The organism is Echinicola soli, from assembly GCF_006575665.1.
Lineage (GTDB): Bacteria > Bacteroidota > Bacteroidia > Cytophagales > Cyclobacteriaceae > Echinicola > Echinicola soli.
In genome coordinates this window covers 358,663-376,069 of sequence record NZ_CP041253.1, presented here as the reverse complement: position 1 = coordinate 376,069, position 17,407 = coordinate 358,663, and the positions used below count along the sequence as shown (strand labels likewise).

Annotated in this window: 17 protein-coding genes and 1 tRNA gene; 16 read left to right on the top strand and 2 right to left on the bottom strand. The window is 42.7% G+C overall.

The features are described from left to right. Positions 1–112: 112 nt before the first annotated feature. The 6 genes from FKX85_RS01735 to FKX85_RS01710 all read left to right on the top strand — a co-directional run bounded on the left by FKX85_RS01735 (position 113) and on the right by FKX85_RS01710 (position 5,798). Positions 113–910, top strand: a complete 798-nt coding sequence (locus FKX85_RS01735) for a helix-turn-helix domain-containing protein (protein WP_229239731.1) — start codon at positions 113–115, stop codon at positions 908–910. Between the two features lie 263 nt (positions 911–1,173). Beyond that, positions 1,174–2,514 carry a TlpA family protein disulfide reductase gene (locus FKX85_RS01730; protein WP_141613096.1) on the top strand — a complete coding sequence of 447 codons (1,341 nt, stop codon included), beginning with the start codon at positions 1,174–1,176 and terminating at the stop codon, positions 2,512–2,514. 252 nt (positions 2,515–2,766) lie between these two features. After that, positions 2,767–4,038, top strand: a complete 1,272-nt coding sequence (locus FKX85_RS01725; protein ID WP_141613095.1) for a tyrosine-type recombinase/integrase — start codon at positions 2,767–2,769, stop codon at positions 4,036–4,038. A 290-nt stretch (positions 4,039–4,328) separates the two neighbouring features. Beyond that, positions 4,329–4,874 (top strand): hypothetical protein, encoded by a 546-nt coding sequence (locus tag FKX85_RS01720; RefSeq protein WP_141613094.1) that lies wholly within the window; start codon positions 4,329–4,331, stop codon positions 4,872–4,874. 4 nt (positions 4,875–4,878) lie between these two features. Continuing rightward, the gene (locus tag FKX85_RS01715; protein WP_141613093.1) at positions 4,879–5,328 is read left to right on the top strand and encodes a helix-turn-helix transcriptional regulator; all 450 of its coding nucleotides are present in this window, start codon (positions 4,879–4,881) and stop codon (positions 5,326–5,328) included. Between the two features lie 2 nt (positions 5,329–5,330). Further along, positions 5,331–5,798, top strand: coding sequence for a hypothetical protein (locus tag FKX85_RS01710; protein ID WP_141613092.1), 468 nt, complete (start codon positions 5,331–5,333; stop codon positions 5,796–5,798). A gap of 195 nt (positions 5,799–5,993) precedes the next feature. Here FKX85_RS01710 and FKX85_RS01705 read toward each other — a convergent pair. Both FKX85_RS01705 and FKX85_RS01700 read right to left on the bottom strand, forming a co-directional pair. Then, positions 5,994–6,077 (bottom strand) — tRNA-Leu (locus tag FKX85_RS01705). A gap of 172 nt (positions 6,078–6,249) precedes the next feature. Next, positions 6,250–7,029, bottom strand: a complete 780-nt coding sequence (locus FKX85_RS01700) for an SAM hydrolase/SAM-dependent halogenase family protein (protein WP_141613091.1) — start codon at positions 7,027–7,029, stop codon at positions 6,250–6,252. A gap of 104 nt (positions 7,030–7,133) precedes the next feature. Here FKX85_RS01700 and FKX85_RS01695 point away from each other — a divergent pair, with 104 nt between their 5' ends. From FKX85_RS01695 to FKX85_RS01650, 10 genes are all read left to right on the top strand, one after another. Further along, a complete protein-coding gene (locus tag FKX85_RS01695; RefSeq protein ID WP_141613090.1) occupies positions 7,134–8,126 on the top strand; it encodes a PhoH family protein in 993 nt (330 codons plus the stop codon). Then, positions 8,092–8,532 carry a GNAT family N-acetyltransferase gene (locus FKX85_RS01690; RefSeq protein ID WP_141613089.1) on the top strand — a complete coding sequence of 147 codons (441 nt, stop codon included), beginning with the start codon at positions 8,092–8,094 and terminating at the stop codon, positions 8,530–8,532. Before FKX85_RS01695 ends, FKX85_RS01690 begins: the two co-directional genes overlap by 35 nt. Before the next feature lie 85 nt (positions 8,533–8,617). Beyond that, entirely contained in the window at positions 8,618–9,160 is a 543-nt protein-coding gene (locus FKX85_RS01685; protein ID WP_141613088.1) for a DUF3575 domain-containing protein, read from the top strand. 397 nt (positions 9,161–9,557) lie between these two features. Further along, entirely contained in the window at positions 9,558–11,516 is a 1,959-nt protein-coding gene (locus tag FKX85_RS01680) for a ComEC/Rec2 family competence protein (protein WP_141613087.1), read from the top strand. 65 nt (positions 11,517–11,581) lie between these two features. Next, on the top strand, positions 11,582–12,358 hold the full coding sequence (locus FKX85_RS01675; protein ID WP_141613086.1) for an enoyl-CoA hydratase/isomerase family protein: 777 nt from the start codon (positions 11,582–11,584) through the stop codon (positions 12,356–12,358). Position 12,359: 1 nt separating this feature from the next. Further along, complete coding sequence (locus tag FKX85_RS01670; RefSeq protein ID WP_141613085.1) at positions 12,360–14,279, top strand: RecQ family ATP-dependent DNA helicase; 1,920 nt, start codon at positions 12,360–12,362, stop codon at positions 14,277–14,279. Beyond that, positions 14,280–14,861, top strand: coding sequence for a hypothetical protein (locus FKX85_RS01665; protein WP_141613084.1), 582 nt, complete (start codon positions 14,280–14,282; stop codon positions 14,859–14,861). A gap of 7 nt (positions 14,862–14,868) precedes the next feature. Beyond that, positions 14,869–15,420: an NUDIX hydrolase gene (locus tag FKX85_RS01660; protein ID WP_141613083.1), complete on the top strand. Its 552-nt coding sequence runs from the start codon at positions 14,869–14,871 to the stop codon at positions 15,418–15,420. A gap of 198 nt (positions 15,421–15,618) precedes the next feature. Further along, a complete protein-coding gene (locus tag FKX85_RS01655; RefSeq protein WP_141616662.1) occupies positions 15,619–16,314 on the top strand; it encodes a tetratricopeptide repeat protein in 696 nt (231 codons plus the stop codon). Then, positions 16,314–17,276, top strand: a complete 963-nt coding sequence (locus FKX85_RS01650; protein WP_141613082.1) for an L-threonylcarbamoyladenylate synthase — start codon at positions 16,314–16,316, stop codon at positions 17,274–17,276. Before FKX85_RS01655 ends, FKX85_RS01650 begins: the two co-directional genes overlap by 1 nt. Positions 17,277–17,407: the final 131 nt, after the last annotated feature.

Below are 17,407 nucleotides of genomic sequence, written 5' to 3'. Positions count from 1 at the left end.
TGGTGGTTTTCGGCGCAATGTCGGGTAAAAGTCGGGTCAAATCCGGTTGTTTTTCGGGCAATATTAGATGAATATATTCCAATTTGCGATGGTCAATCAAACACTATTAACGATGAAACAACCTGAATTGGGAAAGGTCATTCAGCAGCAGCGACTTTCCAAAGGAATGACCCAAGAAGAACTGGTAGAGCGCTGTAATATCAATGTGCGCACCATCCAGCGCATCGAAGCAGGAGAAGTGACACCGCGTGCATTTACCGTAAAGACCATCATGGAAGTACTTGATATCCAGCTGCCCGCCAATGAACCCGAAGGGCCTCAGCCAACAGCAAAGCCTATTTTCTCGGCAGTCGATAAGCGCCAATTGTGGTGGGCGGGGATGGCAGGCGTAATCTATTTTTTGTCGTCTTCTTATGAGGTGCTTTGGGAAATCGCCCTGATGGCAAATACAGAAATGCAGCAGCCCGGATATTACACCCTGCTTAAAACCGTTGTGCTGATCTCCTATGTTGCCTTTGCCTATGGTTTTTACCTGGTCGGCCAGCGAACAGACAACAAAGTGCTCCAGTTTGGGGCGGTGTTTGTGATGTTGGTCAATGCAGGCATTATTGGTGCTGACATCTATTCCGGTAAAGTGGTAGGGGCAGAAGATATTTGGTTTGGTGTACTGGAGGTGGTGGCTTTTGGGATTTCCTTGATTCCTTTTTCCATTGGCTTGGTGCTGTCCAAAAAGTCTTTGGGGCAGCATTATCAAGCTATTGGGATCTTAGGCTTGATTACGGCTATTATGTTTATTACGGTAGTTCTTACTTTGCTTGGTGTATTTACTTTAGCGGCTTTTGATATTGCCTGCATTTACCTGTTGTTTCGGCATGTGCAGGGAAAAGAAGAGGTTAGGGTTGGGTTTTAGCGGGTGGTTGATAAAATCTAATCCGCACCTTGAATTAAGCTGGGGCTGATCAGATCAGAATCGAAGGATCAGCCTAGTTAAGGGATTGGGCTGTGCTTGCGAGGGCTGTAGTGTTTTTGTCTGTTGATTATCAAGTTTATAGGGGGCCGTCATTCGCTTAATTTGGTTGCATTGATGGATGTCTTTAAGGCTGGCTTTATTCCAGATAATTTTATTTCTTTATTATATGACTGTTATTATAGTTAATTGACAATAACCCTTTTATGAGAAGATTTTTAATTGTACTGTTAATAAGTGTGATAAGCGTTTCGGCTTTTTGTCAAACGCCAAATGGAGCTGCTCCCTTGTACAATGACCTTAGTGATAAGCTGAAGAAAGAGGAAATCATGAACGCCCTTCCGCTTTCGCTGGAGATGTACCGTGTCTATGTCCCCTATTTTTGGGATGCTCATCACCGTGTATTGAGCAAACGGCTGATAGAAGACGATTATGGCATCAAGGTGTTAAGCTTTTTAAAGGTGCTTATTTCAAAGGGAGATCCCGAAATCAAGGAAATGCTGACACCATTGTATTTGTGGGGAAAGGTGCGCTACAGTAATGATTCAGTAAGGGTAAATGAGAGCTTTACGGATTTGACCGCTTATCTGGAGGAAGGTACTGGATTTGCAAATTCCAAAGCGGAGACCTACATGCTAATGACCTTGAAAGAGTTGGAAGACAAGCCGTTTGTTTCAAAGAAACGGCAGCAGGAAGTACTCAAAAAGGTAGTCGCAAACTTGGAAGCCTGCGAGTGTCATGAATCTGACAATAGAGACCAACTCACCTTGACTGAGAGAGCATGGAGCCGCTACTTGCTTGCCCAAAGTTATCATTATCGTTATGAGCATTTTGATCAAAATCCGGAATATTTGGGAAAATCAGCTCAATACAGTCCTGATCAGATGGATTTAGCGGAAAAGCGGGCTTTTCAGATGGATGCCTTTTTGTTTACAGGTCAAATGGAGCTTTTGAAGTACCGTATTGAATATTTTTCCTGGCTTGATAAAGAAGGAGAGCATGCTGCGGCCTTAGAGCAGATGGCGTCGATTGCCTTTGCCTATCCATCGGATACCAATATGAAATTGCTGATGAACTACTATGCCGATCACGGTGGAAAGCAGGATTTTCCGGTATACTGGCAGGCCCATATCAATAGTCAAGGTGCTGAGGTGCCCAATTTGAAGTTTCGCTTTTCTAAACACGACAAGATCAACTTTTCCGATAAACAAGAAAAATGGCTGATGTTTGACTTTTGGGGCACATGGTGTCCCCCCTGTATAAAGGAGATGCCGGAAGTACAGGCTTTTTACCATGAAAACCTTACAAGGGGAGGCGTTCCTAAGTTATTGGTCTATACACTTTCATTTATGTCTGAAAACCTTTCCCGCTTTATGGATGAGAATGACTATACTTTTCCCGTGGCTGAAATTGATCGTAAAGATTTGAATGCGTTTGGAGTATCTTCCTTTCCCACTAAGGTGTTGGTCACCCCGGAAGGGCAATATGTGGTCATTCCCTTGGGAGCGGACTGGAAGTTGTTTGTGAAAAATTACGTTTTACTATAACCAAAAAAAGCTCTCCAGAAAGAGAGCTTTTTAGTACCTTGGGCCGGAGTAGTAATAGTTGGATTTTTCGTTTTTTGAAACCTGTCTTTCTGATCTTAAAAACCCCTGTAATAATGAATTTGAGATTGTTTTTTTGTTTTGTGAACAAGATTTGAAATAGCATGATATTTAAATAAATAGCATAAAATAGCGAATTGGTTTGCCAATGGTTTGCCAAATATAGTAACTTTGGCAAACACCTCATTCTATCTTATGGCCAGTATTAAATATCGACTTAAAAGTAAATTGGATAAACCAGTTCCGGTTTATGTAACCATATCTATAAAAAGGGGAGATGCCTATTACTGCAAAACGGGTTTTTTCATACATCCCAGAAATTGGAGTAGTGCAAAGGGGTATCCCAAGCAAAATGATGAAGCAAACAAGCAAATGGTCAAGCAGCTTAGGGTGCTTGAAGCTTTTTTGATGGATCGGATCAATGAAGTCCAAGCAGCAGGAGCTTCGTTTTCCAGAGAGTTTTTTGATCAGCAAATAGATCGATGCTTCAATCGTGAGGAGTCAGATGATAGTGATTTGTTTATTTGTCATCTTGATTACATTATCCAAAATGCGCCAAGTAGGAAGATCAAGGGACGGAGTAAAGTGGGGCTGTCCGAGAACACGATTAAAAATTATCAAACGTTTAAAAATATCCTTCAGGAGTATGAGAAAGTGCTCAAAAAACCTGTTCGATTTATGGAAATAGACCTTGCCTTTGCCGAACGTTTTAAAAGCTGGCTGTTTCAAACAAAGAAATATTCCATCAATAACACAGGAAAGTGTATATCTCTACTAAAAAGTATCGCAAAAGATGCTGAAAAAATTGGAATTAAAGTCAATCCCAAGATTCACTTAATAGAGAGCCTTTCAGAGTCTAACGAAGAGAGAAATATAGTAACGCTTACGTTTGATGATCTAGAAGCAATCAGAAAAACTAAATTGGAAAGGGAGGCACTGATCAACGCTCGGAAATGGTTGCTGATAGGTTGTGAAATAGGACAACGGGTTGGTGATTTACTTCAACTAACGGAAAAGATGATTCGAGATACTGGGGAGTGCCGGGTATTCGATGTCAAGCAACAAAAAACAGGGAAGGTGATTCCTGTTCCCCTTACCAAGGAAGTGGAAAGGGTGTTAGAGGAAGGATTTCCTCATAGGATTAGCCAGGCGAAATTTAATGAGTATATTAAAGAAATAGGAAAAACAGCAGAACTTGACGAAATCCTGGAAGGAAAGAAGTTTAATAAGGAGACCAAAAGGAAAGAGCCGGGGAAATACCCGAAACATGAGCTCATTACCTCCCATACTTGCCGCAGGTCTTTTGCTACCAATTACTACGAGAAAGTGCCTACGACGGTCTTGATGGGGATTACAGGCCATTCCAAGGAAAGTACTTTTCTATCCTATATTAATAAGCCCAAGGATATGGATGAAAATGCCAAAATGTTTCTGCGGTATATTAGTGCTGCGCAAGTTAGTCCATAACAAACGTCAAGTTAATTTAGATGCCAGTAATAGGAAACTTTATAACTGTGAAATATAAAGAAGAATTTAAATTTTTAGTGATGCTTTTGATGTTTGTATTGAAAGAATTATGAAAAGTGATTTAATAATTGTTCCATATAATGGTAACATTAAAATTAATCATCAAAGGAGTTTTTATTATGATTCTTGAATTTCAGAGTTTTTGTTTTCATATTGTTGCTGCTTTTAAAGTAAGAAAATTTTATGTAATTGTATTTTTGAACAAAAAAGTAAACTTATAGGTTTAGTAAATGGAAATAGTTCGTACCTTTGATATTCCAAAAAATAACCTTCTTTCGATAAAATATGATGGTGATGAAGAGGATGCACTTAGTTTATTGTATGATCAGTGGACTTCTAATGAATATTTGCGAGATTTTTTTAAGAGATTTCAAAGAGACTATCAAATTAAATATGGTAAATGTATTTTAAAACGTGTAGTAAGGGAAGCAAAAGACTATGCAAATGAATTGTTTGATGTTTTATATGATGCAGCCTCTCAAGAAGAAAATGCAACACTAGAAAAACTATTCCAGCCATTAGATAATAGAGAAAAAGGCCAGAAATCTTATGAGAAGCAGAGTCTAAAAGGAAAAGGTGAGGAGAGAAAGAGCTATTTAAGAATATATGCAATTAGATATCGGTCAATGATTATTGTAACAGGAGGAGCAATTAAACTGACAGATAGGATGGAATATAGAAAACATACAAATGATGAGTTAAAAAAGCTTAAATTGGTTAAGGGGTTTCTAGAAAAAGATAATCCTGAATTGAATTTTGGCTATTTAGATATATAGTGATATGAATAATCTAGAAAAGAAAATCCGTGAATTAGCAAATAAGTCTCCTAGATCTGGATGGAAAGAAAAAGTTGAATGGAGAAGGGAGAATAGAGATTGGCTGAGGAGGTCTTCAGAAACTGCATTTAGGGTTTTGGAGAGGCTAGATGAGCTTGGCTGGAGAAAGGCAGATTTGGCTAGAGAGATGAATGTATCTGCTCAACAAGTAAGTAAAATTGTGAAGGGAGAGGAGAATTTTACCTACAGTACTATTGTGAAATTGGAAAAAGCTTTAGGGATACAATTGTTGACAATTTTATCAGAAGATGAAGAAGTTGTGAAAAAGGAACGTGCCGAGTATAAAGTGGTTAATGAAATAAGGATTGATGAGAAGCTTGGGGCTTTTAATACTGCTGTATTTATTAATCCAAGAGGTAAATATGGGCAGAATGAATATTCAGAGGCAAGTTAAGTATGGCAGTGAAAAAAAATATTCAATTCAAATTAATTGATATCGAAACATTACAGTTTGCGGTATTGAAGGAAAATTACGAGGACAATTGTGATGTTGGGTTGAAGGTTGGGGTTCCAATAAAGGCTGATGACATAAAACAAACAGTTTTAGTTGGGATAAGTATTCAGTTTTCTTGCAAGGAAAAACCTTTTATAATTTTAGAGGTTGCTTGTGATTTTGAAATTAAGGAAGAAGACTTCAATTCATTTTACACTTCAAAAAAGAAAAATAGTGATATAGAACTTCCTATGGGTTTATGTAGGCATTTAGCAACGATTACTGCGGGAACGGCAAGAGGTGTGTTACACGAGAAGTTGAAAAAGACTAATTTTGAAGAGTTTATTCTACCTACTATTGATTTGACGAAGATTCTCTATGAGGATGTGGTTTTGAGTAAGGAGGAATTGCAAAAAAAGCCATCGGAGTAAGGTGGCTTTTCTGTATCGTCAGAAGATTAGATGAGAAACTTTTGACTTTTTCGGAAAGAGGAAAGAGTTGGGGAAATACCCGAAACAGAGAGAGAAAGGACAAAGTCTTATTAGATAGAAAATTAAAACCGTTTGCCAATGGTTTGCCTAAAAATAGAAAAGCCCCTTCAAATTTTCATCTGAAGGGGCTTTTTGTACCTTGGGCCGGAGTCGAACCGGCACGAGTGTTACCTCATTGGTGTTTGAGACCAACGCGTCTACCAATTCCGCCACCAAGGCTTGATAGTTTTCACTATGCTTTTCCCCATTCCATTCCGAACGGGATGCAAATATGGACAAAGATTTTTTTCTATGCAATAACTACAGCCTACTAATTTTAATTTTTTTCAATAGGGATAACCCCTGATATGGGTAAGTGTTTAGTGTTCATGTAGTTATTTGTGCTGTATTTTTATTCTTCTTCCCTATGGAAATTGATGACCACGGGGCTGTCGTATTTTAATCCCAGCAAATCACCTCCATGGCCATGATTAATGCCTATTTCCAAAAAGTCAAGGCTATTAAATAACGCAAAGCAATCTCCAGGCTCTACACTATCATAGGATGGATGGAGCTCGGTTATCACTTCACGGCTAAACTCAAGGGTGAATTTGCCAGGGTTGAGCTGTTCAAAGACATTTTTGGGAATATTGGTGATCAGGTTGCCATACCCGTCCATGCGCAGGACATGACCGACGATCTGCTTTTTGGTCGCTTTGATTTGACGCGGCATCATTTTGCGGATGGCTTGGAGCGGTCCACCAAAATCATGTATCGCTGCCCCACTGGCTACTTTAGCAGCGATGGGTGCGAGGATATCTTTGGCAGGGAAGGTGCTGTCTTTGATATGGATGTCGGCAAATTTCACGACGATACCCGGATCATAATCCGCCAGCATGCTGAGGACCCCATTGTTTGGTCCCACGAAGATATGTTCTTCCAGTTTGACACCGATAAAACCGTCTGTCATGCTACTGGTACTGTTGAGAGCGACCAAGTGAATGGTGCCCTTGGGGAATTCCTTGTAGACAGATCGCAGGATAAAAGCCGCATGTGCGATATCATAAGCGTCAATCTTATGGGTGATATCGATGATATGAAGCTGAGGGTTAATGGATAACATCCTAGCTTTGACGGCAGGTACATAATAATCGCTATCTCCAAAATCTGACAGGAATGTTACTAAGGCCATAGAACGAAGTCAATTAAATTTTTGTACTTTTGTAAAGTATAAACAAAAATAGAAATTTTATTCTTGCAAGAATAATCTGACAACCCTAAATACATATTAACGGATTGGTAGAAAAGGTAATTACTTTAGAAAATATTCCGCTTTTGGATTTTCTCGGCACTGAGAATGAGAACATCCGCCAGATCGCTGCGGCATTTCCCAAAAGCAAAATTGTTTCTCGCGGAAATGAAATTCGCATTCAGGGCAGGGCACCTGAAATCATCCGCATTAACGATGTACTTAATATGTTGCTGCAACATTTCAACCGGTTTGGTCAGGTCACTCCGGAAAATGTAAAGGAATATATCGAGCTGGAAGGAGTGCCCTTTGAGGAAGACCCTAAAAATGACATCATCGTCTATGGCAACAAGGGGCTGGCCATCAAACCAAAGTCCACCAACCAACGAAAACTGGTGGATGCTGCCTACAAGAATGACCTGGTTTTTGCCCTAGGCCCTGCAGGGACTGGGAAGACCTATATCGCTGTGGCCTTGGCTGTAAGAGCTTTGAAAAACAGGGAAGTGAAACGGATCATTATCACTCGGCCAGCAGTAGAAGCTGGGGAAAACTTAGGCTTTTTGCCCGGCGATTTACAAGAAAAGCTGGATCCTTACCTGAGGCCAATTTATGATGCTTTAGGCGATATGGTACCGGCAGAAAAACTGAAATTTTATCAGGAAAATCGCGTAATCGAAATTGCCCCGCTGGCGTATATGAGAGGAAGGACACTGAACGATGCTTTCGTGCTACTCGATGAAGCACAAAATACCACAAGAGAGCAGATCAAAATGTTTTTGACCCGTATGGGGCCAAATTCCAAGGTGATTATCAATGGTGATCAAAGCCAAGTGGACCTGCCGTCCAAGCAAATATCCGGATTAAGGGAAGCATTACGTGTCCTGAAGGATGTCAAGGGTATTGGGCTGGTCAATCTCAGCGGGAAAGACGTCATCAGGCACAAGTTAGTGAAATCCATTATTGAAGCTTACGATCGGGATGATCAGCAAAAGGAGCAGTTTAAAGATGAACAAAATAACCGTAAAAAAGGTAACGGATAAGGGCACATTGGACAAGGTGTTTGGCATTCGCCAAGAGGTTTTTGTGGTTGGTCAGAATGTGCCCCCGGCAGAAGAGTACGATGAATTTGAAGAAATTTCCACGCACGTCCTTGCCATTTTAGACAATGTGCCAGTGGGGACGGCCCGATGGCGAGTTACGGAAAAGGGAATTAAGTTGGAGCGTTTTGCCGTTTTGGCAGAAGCAAGAGGAAAAGGGGTGGGCCAGGCACTGGTGAAGGCTACCCTGGACGATATAGCTTCCGCAGAGGGTACCGATGGAAAATACCTCTATCTCCATGCTCAGCTGCAAGCCGTTCCGCTTTACGCTAAGTTTGGTTTTGAAAAAGTAGGAGATATTTTTTCCGAATGCGATATTCTCCATTACAAAATGGAGCGATATTTGTGATGTGTTTGTCATGATTTGTACTTCGGGGTAGGATTTACCAAGTTTTTATTATTTATATATACCTATTATTTGAATTTATCATATTATGAAAAAGCTATTACTAATTGTCCTGTTTTCTGGCATGATGATGGGGGCTTACGCCCAAACGGATTACAACCCAAATGAAATCAAATTGAATATTTTGAATACAATCGTTCAGGGATCGGTGGAAATCGGTTATGAGCGATTTGTGGACAGCGATCAGTCCATTGGAGTGGAGTACCTGATCAATGACCGCTTTGGCTATAATGGACAAGGCGATGGGAAGAAGTTTAATACCAGTAGTTTATTGGTTTCTTATAATTTCTACTTCCTGAACAATGATCCTGAGCAAGGAAACATCTATGTTTATCCCTTCTTTAAGTACCGTTTTGGAGATTTTACAGAGCCAGATGGTAATGGTGGCATTGCTGTTACTGACATGAATAGCGGCATGATCGGAATTGGTGCTGGATACAAATGGGTGCAGCGCGACAAATTTGCGATAGCACCTTATGTAAATATCGTGAGGGGCTTTAGCGAAGAGGTGAATGACAGATTTTCAGCTGTGGAGGTAAATGCCGGTATCAGCATTGGTTACAGGTTCTAGAAATCAACTGATTTTAAAGGAAAAAAAGCGGGCTATCCATAATGGGTAGCCTTTTTTATTTTTTCGGAATTATTGATTTTAGCAATTGATGGTCAAGCGAAAAAGTTGAGGGATTAGGGTTGGTTTCGATAGCACGCAGATGGTGCAGATTAATAAGATTTGCGCTGATTTTTTTATACTGGAGTACGCATTCCTATTGCTAGATGAAAGAGAAATATGCTTACCAAAACCACCTAGAAGTTTCTCGTCCTTCGGAAATATTGCTTGGTCCGCAATTGATGGTGCTTTTAGTGGAAAGTGAAGGCTCTCATCTAATAACCTTTTTTCCGTCCTGGAAAGGGGATTTGATTAACAGTCTGGGATTTGTTAATTTATAAAATGACTTTTTTCAGCATTTATGAAGTTTAATGAATTTCCTTTCTTGAGGTACGTCCTGTTTTTTGTCGTAGGGATTGTGTGCTACACGGTTTTTGGAAGCATATTTTCCTCCGTGGTGCTTTGGATAGTGATGGCTACGATTTTGCTGATTTACCTGGGGCTGGCGATCGTTAATGGAAGGAGTAATCGTTTTAAATTTCGGGTGTTTTTTCCACTTTTGGCCTATCTGCTGTTGATTATTGCTGGATATGCATTTACCGCTCGGAAGGATATCGCCACCGATGACGACCATCTTTTGCATATGGGTGAGGTGCAGGGGTATATGGGAGAGGTGATTTCGCCAGATGAGCCCAAGACCAGTACCTATGGGAATGAACTGGCCGTCAAGTATGTCCAAACAAGCGCCGGCTATCAAAAAGCCTCTGGTAAGGTATTGATCTATCACCGGTTGGAAAGTCCGTTGCGCCCAGGAGACGTGATTTGGGTTATCGGAGCTCCCCAGCGCATCGCTCCTCCCAAAAATCCCAAAGGGTTTGATTACCGGAGGTTTATGGCTAGGAAGCAGGTGTATCATCAGCATTTTGTGAATGATAAAGTTATAAGGTTGGGGACGGAGGGCCGGTTCTCGCTGTCTGGCTCAATACTGCTAGTGCGGGAAAGGCTTGGAAAGCTTCTAGCGCAGACTTTTGAGGATAATCATGCGTTGGAAGTGGGAAAAGCCCTGCTGCTAGGGCAAAAAGCTGATTTGGGCGAAGCGGTCAGTGAGGCCTACGTCACGGCAGGAGCCATGCATGTGCTGGCGGTTTCTGGCCTGCATGTGGGGATGATCTATGGCTTTTTCCTGTTGTTTTTTAAACCTTCACAGCTTTCTACTGGGAAGCGTATGTTGTTCTTGTCAGTCGTGGTGCTGCTCATATGGATTTACGCGATGCTCACAGGAATGTCTCCATCCGTCATGCGGGCAGCGACGATGTTTACCGTGCTTTCACTTGCTCAAATGCAGTCCAGAAGCTCTTCTGTATTTAACACCTTGGCCATTTCAGCGTTATTGCTGATGCTTTTCAATCCGTTCATTATCTTTGAAGTGGGGTTTCAGCTTTCCTATGCGGCCATGTTTGGGATTTTGATCTTGCAGCCGGCCATTGTGTCTATTTGGCTGCCCAAAAACAAGGTCATGTATTATCTGTGGGAAATTACTTCGGTCAGCATAGCCGCCCAACTGGCGACTTTTCCATTGTCTGCTTATTATTTTCATGTCTTTCCCAATTATTTTTTACTTTCCAATTTGTGGGTCATTCCAAATGCTTTTTTGGTCATGGCGGTTGGTTTGCCGTTTATGTTGCTTTCATTGGTAGGCTGGACATGGTGGCCGCTGGGCTGGCTTTTAGAACAATTGCTAAAAGTTATGAATGGGGGTGTTTTTCTCTTCGATACCCTTCCTTACGCCCAGACAGAAGGGATAACCCTGAAAGCGACGACTGTGATTTTGCTTTGGGGGATAATGGCATGCCTTTACCTGTTTTTGGTAAAAAGAAAAAAAGCATTTGCCTATGGTGCCGTTTTGGTCATTGTTGGGCTTATTGCTGGGAGTTGGTGGTCGTACTTTGGCCGGGATCATCGAGAGAAGCTCTATGTGTATAGCATTGGAGAGGGAGTGGCGATGGATTATCATTCAGGGGATTTTGCCGGTTTCTTCCAGCAATTTGTTCCCGAAAAAGACCTCGATTATCAGGTCCTACCCCATAGAATGGCAAGCAAACCTTCCGCATTACTTCCGATGGTTTTTGCTGGTCAAGGCGAAGGGTTTCTGGTTTTCTTGCCCAATGGCCATGTGGTGACGGCACAGAATGGAGGGATCCGGTTGGAGGAAAATACAGGAATATCAGCGGCTTTTTACAATGGTGACGGCTGGAGTAAAATGGCTGAAACAAGTGAATTGTCCACCAAGAAGGGTGGCGTAAGACTTATTTTTGAGTGAGCGAATCTATTTTTTTGGAAGAACAGCTTGGACACCCTATCTTCATTCAATCAACTCCCCAAATTATGGAAGAGCAAGTAAAATTTGAGCAAAAAGGCCGTGTTGGCTACGTGATTTTGGCCAGGCCCGAAAAGCGGAATGCACTGAATGCCGCCATGGTCAGTGGACTTCAGCAGGCACTGGATAAGTGTGAGACTGCTGATGAAGTGAAGGTAACCATTATCAAAGCAGAAGGCAAGGTGTTTTGCTCTGGAGCCGATTTGGAAGATATCAAAAGGATGCAGGACAATACTTTTGAGGAGAATCTGGAAGATAGTGAAAGACTAAAAGAACTCTTTTACAGAATCTATACCTTCCCCAAAGTGGTCATAGCCCAAGTGCAGGGGCATGCACTGGCCGGGGGCTGTGGATTGATTTCCGTGTGTGATTTTGCCTATGCTGTGCCCCAGGCCAAAATGGGATATACCGAGGTGAGAATTGGTTTTGTGCCTGCGATGGTATTGGTGTTTCTTTTGCGAAAGCTTGGAGAAGGAAAGGCCAAGGAGCTCTTGCTTACCGGAGAACTAGTGGAGGCAGCCGATGCTCGGGAGACAGGGCTTGTCAATGATGTTTTCGAAGCAGATGAGCTGGAAGAAAACGTTTACCAAGTGGCTCAGGGACTTATTGAACGGAACTCAGGTGAGGCCATGGCCATGACCAAAAAGATGATCACCGAAGTTCAGGACATGTCCATGGAGGAAGCCCTGGACTATGCTGCACGGATGAATGCCAAAGCCCGTGAGACGGAAGATTGTAAACAGGGAATAAAAGCGTTTTTGGAAAAGAAAAAAATCGACTGGTAAATTGAAGACAAAGGCGCTTTCGGTATTGAAAAAGGTGTTTGGGTATGATGATTTCAGACCCATGCAGCTGGATATTGTCCTTTCGGTAGCGTCTGGGAAGGATACATTGGCGCTTTTGCCCACAGGCGGAGGGAAATCCATTTGCTTCCAAGTGCCTGCATTGATGCAGGAAGGAATCTGCATTGTCGTTAGTCCCTTGATAGCCCTGATGAAAGACCAAGTGGATAATTTGCGGAAGCGGGGAGTGCTGGCCACGGCCATTTACTCAGGCATGCGAAAAAGGGAGATTGACACTACGCTGGACAACTGTATCTATGGCAATTATAAGTTTCTTTATGTCTCGCCTGAGCGATTGAAATCGGACCTGTTCATCGAGCGGTTTAAGCGCATGAAAGTCAGTATGGTGGCCATTGACGAGGCCCATTGTATTTCCCAATGGGGGTATGATTTCAGGCCTCCTTATTTGGAAATTGCCGCACTGCGGGAATATCATCCTAAGGTGCCTTTTATTGCCCTCACTGCCTCAGCGACCATGCAGGTCAAGGCAGATATCATGGAAAAGTTGGAGTTAAAGGATCCTGCAGTTTTTGTAAAGTCCTTTTCCCGAAAGAACCTGTCTTATGCTGTTCGTAAAGCCGAGAACAAGCTTGAAAAAGCCATTGAAATCCTGCAAAAAGTAAGTGGCTCGGCCATCGTGTATGTAAGAAGCAGGAAGGCCACCAAAGAGCTGGCCCAAGCGCTATATCGGTTAGGGGTTTCGGCAACTTTTTATCACGCAGGTCTGGAAAAAGCACTGCGGGAACAGCGACAGATGGATTGGAAAAATAACAAAGTGAGGGTAATAGTCGCTACCAATGCCTTCGGTATGGGGATTGACAAGCCGGATGTACGTATCGTTATCCATGTGGATTTGCCAGAAAACCTGGAGAACTATTACCAGGAAGCCGGAAGGGCGGGGCGTGATGAATGGAAGGCCTTTGCGGTACTGATTTACCATGACAAGGACCTCGATGTTTTGGTGGAGCGAGCAGAGCAATCCTATCCTCCCATTGACTTTATCAAGCGGGTATACCAAAGCCTTGCCAATTATTACCGCATTGCAGTAGGCAGTAGTCTGATGGTGAGTTATGACTTTGATATCACTGCTTTTACCAATACCTATAACCTGGATTTGCTGTTGACATACAATGCACTAAAAATCCTCCAGGGAGAAGCGTTGGTAGAGCTTAGTGAGGGGTATTATAGTCCAAGTACGTTTCATTTTCTCATCGGTCAGAGCCGGTTATATGAATATCAGATTGCTCATGCGGCCTTGGATCCAGTGATCAAGGTACTGTTGAGGATGTATGGAGGGGAACTCTTTTCCGAGTACCTGAAGATTCGGGAAGATAAGCTCGCCAGCGTGCTCAATATTCCGGAAAAAGAAGTGGTAAAACTGCTGGAACGGATGGATAATCTGGACATTGCGGCCTATAATAAGAAAAAAGACCAGCCACAAGTGACCTTTTTGACCCATCGGCATGATGCGGGACGCCTTCCCTTGAATACCAAGCGGATCGCCGAACGAAGGGACACCAGTGTGGAAAAAGCCAAGGCCATGGTCGGCTACGTGACCAATTTCCAAACATGCCGCACCCAACAGCTGCTAGCCTATTTCGGAGAAGTGACCGACGAGCAATGTGGCGTGTGTGATGTATGCCTGGAAAGAAAGAAGGCAGCAAATGCACCAAGCTACCTGGAACAGGCGAGAGAGAAGCTTATTCAAACTTTAGCGGATGGAGATGCGTTTACCTATCAGGAGCTACTTGCCAAAGCGAAATTATCCACAACTGATGAATACGCTGTCAACCTTTTGAGGACGATGGAAGATGAAGGCCAAATCGTGAGTTTGGCTGACGGCAGGATAAAAATCAATAACTGAATGAAATTTGTAGACGATATTTTAAAAAAGCTGTTTGCTGATAAGAATACAGCTTTGACCCATAAGGAGAACTTTGTACAGGAAGAAGGAGAGGTGAAGGCATTACTGAATTGGATGGAATCACCGGAAGGAAAGGATGTTTTTGAACTGATTTATAATAATTATCACCATCAAAAAAATGGTGAGGAAACTGTTCCTGAATTACAGGTTTTTAGGTCTCCATATGCCAATGGAATAGCGATATCGTATGATTTACCGCTGAATTCGGAAACTTTTTCCCGACTTTTCTTTGCTTTTGGCCAGCGAATTGTAGCTTTAGGGTATGAAAGGGTGAGTTTGGACCGGACGATTCAAGAAAAAGCCTCCGGGGTAAACACCACCGAAAAACAATACCTAAAGCCCAAAGCAACCTTCACGGCAGAACGTACCGACCAACTTTTTGGGAATGTTGCTATAGAAAAAGTGTCGGTAAATCACAAGCCTCAAATGATCAAGATTTTGGTAACTGTCTATTCGGACAGGCTGTACACCAAGGCCCGCTCATTTGAATCCTTTATTGAAGCTATATTTAATCCGCAGTAATCATCCTATGAATAGAGAAGAACTTAAAAGAGCACTGAAAAGTTATCGGACGCCGTTTGAAGACGAGCAGTTGTTTGTTGAGCAATTTATCGAACTGACTGATGATCCTTTGGCCTTTCTTAGGGATCGCAAAGAAGGACATTTTACCGCGTCCGCTTGGATCGTAAACAAGACCAGGACACACGCATTGCTTACCCATCACCGAAAGCTGAACCGCTGGCTTCAGCTCGGTGGACATGCAGATGGCAATGAGAACCTCTTGGAAGTGGCCATGAATGAAGCCCGGGAGGAGAGCGGCTTGATATCGTTAAAACTCGTGGACAGGGGGATTTTTGATATAGACAAGCATATCATTCCTGCCAATGACCGTGATCCGCAGCATTTTCACTATGATGTACGCTTCTTGATCGAGGCGGCCATGGACGAGCCACTTACCATTAGTGAGGAGAGTAAAGACTTAGCCTGGGTGAAGTATGAGACTATTCCAGATGTGGTCAAGGCCAACGACTCGATATTGAGAATGCTGGAAAAAACCAGCAAGTCAGAGGTCGTGTGCTAATGTCCCGTCAACGCTAAACCTGCCTACATTCGATGTGGAGGGGGAATAAGTGTAGACCAAGTGTCTGTTGGTTCTTTTTTTACCGGTGAGGATTGCCTATCTGCTAAAGATCGGATTAATAAGCTGTCAAATTGCTTATAATTCGTATCTTTGTCTGAAAAATTATTAAAAGTGAAAAAGCTATTTATTATTCCTTTGATGGTGGTATTGCTATTGGGGTGTTCTCCCTCTGAGCAGGAACTATATGATGCCGGCATAAAGGAAATGAGATTGGAAAAGTTCGATGAGGCGATTACCTATTTTGATCGGGTAATCCAGAAAAATCCTAACAATACAGAAGCCCATAATGCCAAAGGAGTAGCATTTTTTGAACAGGGAAAATGGGATGAGGCCATTGAAAATTTTGAAGTGGCCATGGAGAAAGATTCTACTTCTTATAAGCCTTACTTGAATCTTGGAAATGCCTACCTGGAGAAGAAAGCATTTAAGGATGCAGTGATCAATTATAATATGGCCAGCTCCTTGGATCCCAATCAAACCGATATTTATTACAATCGAGGATTGGCGCTTTTGGGGATGGAGCAGTATGAAGATGCCATCTTGGATTTTGACAATGCCCTTCAGGTGGATCCAAACCAAGCATTGGTACATTTTAACAGAGCAAAAGCCCTGGTGGGAAATAACAATCCGCTGGAAGCCATCAATGCGCTGAAGCGATCCGTAGCAATCGATGATACGAATGGAGCAGCTTTTTACCTTTTAGGTGTTACAGAGATGAGTGCGTTGAATAAAAAGGAGGAAGGCTGCATGCATCTGAAAACGTCCCTTGGACTGGGCTATGAGGATGCCAAGGAATGGATCGATGAATTTTGTGATACCGAATCGGAATCTTAATGACTACAATCGGAAAGGATATCAACAAGGCCAAATGGCTCTTGGAAAAGGGCGAGCTGGTAGGGATTCCTACAGAAACGGTGTATGGATTGGCAGGAAATGCCCTGAATGCAGAAGCTGTAAGTAAAATATTCGAAACCAAAAACCGACCAAGCTTTGATCCGCTGATTGTACATACAGGCAGCATCGAGCAGATCAGTGAATATACTACAGCGATGCCGTCAGAGCTGGAAGCGCTCGCCAAAGCGTTTTGGCCTGGACCTTTGACACTGCTTCTTCCGAAGAAGAACATCGTTCCCGATTTGGTAACGAGCGGACTGGACCAAGTGGCCGTGAGGGTTCCCAGCCATCCGTTGACCCGGGAGCTGCTGTTGTCATTGGATTTCCCTTTGGCAGCACCAAGTGCCAATCCTTTTGGCTATATTAGCCCTACATGTGCAAGTCATGTGGTGGACCAACTGGATGGAAAGATCGACTATGTGCTGGATGGTGGCAATTGCCAGATAGGACTGGAAAGTACGATTGTAGGAGTGGAAGAAGGACAGATCACTATCTACCGCTTAGGTGGGGTAGAGGTTTCTGACATCAAAAAGGTGGTAGGAAATGTCCTGATTTTGCCACAGTCCAGTAGTAATCCGAAGTCCCCTGGAATGTTAAAAAGCCACTATGCTCCACGAATTCCATTTGTTGTAGGTGATTTGGAGCAGTTGGTACCACATTATTTGGAGAAAGGCGAGAAATTTGGCGTGCTAAGTTTTAGCAAGGCTTTTGATGGCGTACCGGCTGATTACCAGCGTACGTTGAGTGCATCGGGGGATTATAAAGAAGCAGCACAGAATTTGTTTGCAGCTATGCGGTATTTGGATAAGCAGGATGTAAGTGTGATCTTGTCTGGCGAAATGCCCGAAAAAGGCCTTGGGAAAGCCGTTAATGATCGACTGAGAAGGGCAGCTGCACGTTAGGTGTGAGACTTGATACAACAGACATGAGTATTGAGATACTAGTTATGAGACCCAAGTAGCTAGTAGCAAGATTAGAGTAAAGAATCAAGAATAAAGATGGGCAAAAGTATTGTACAGATTGCCCAGTGAAC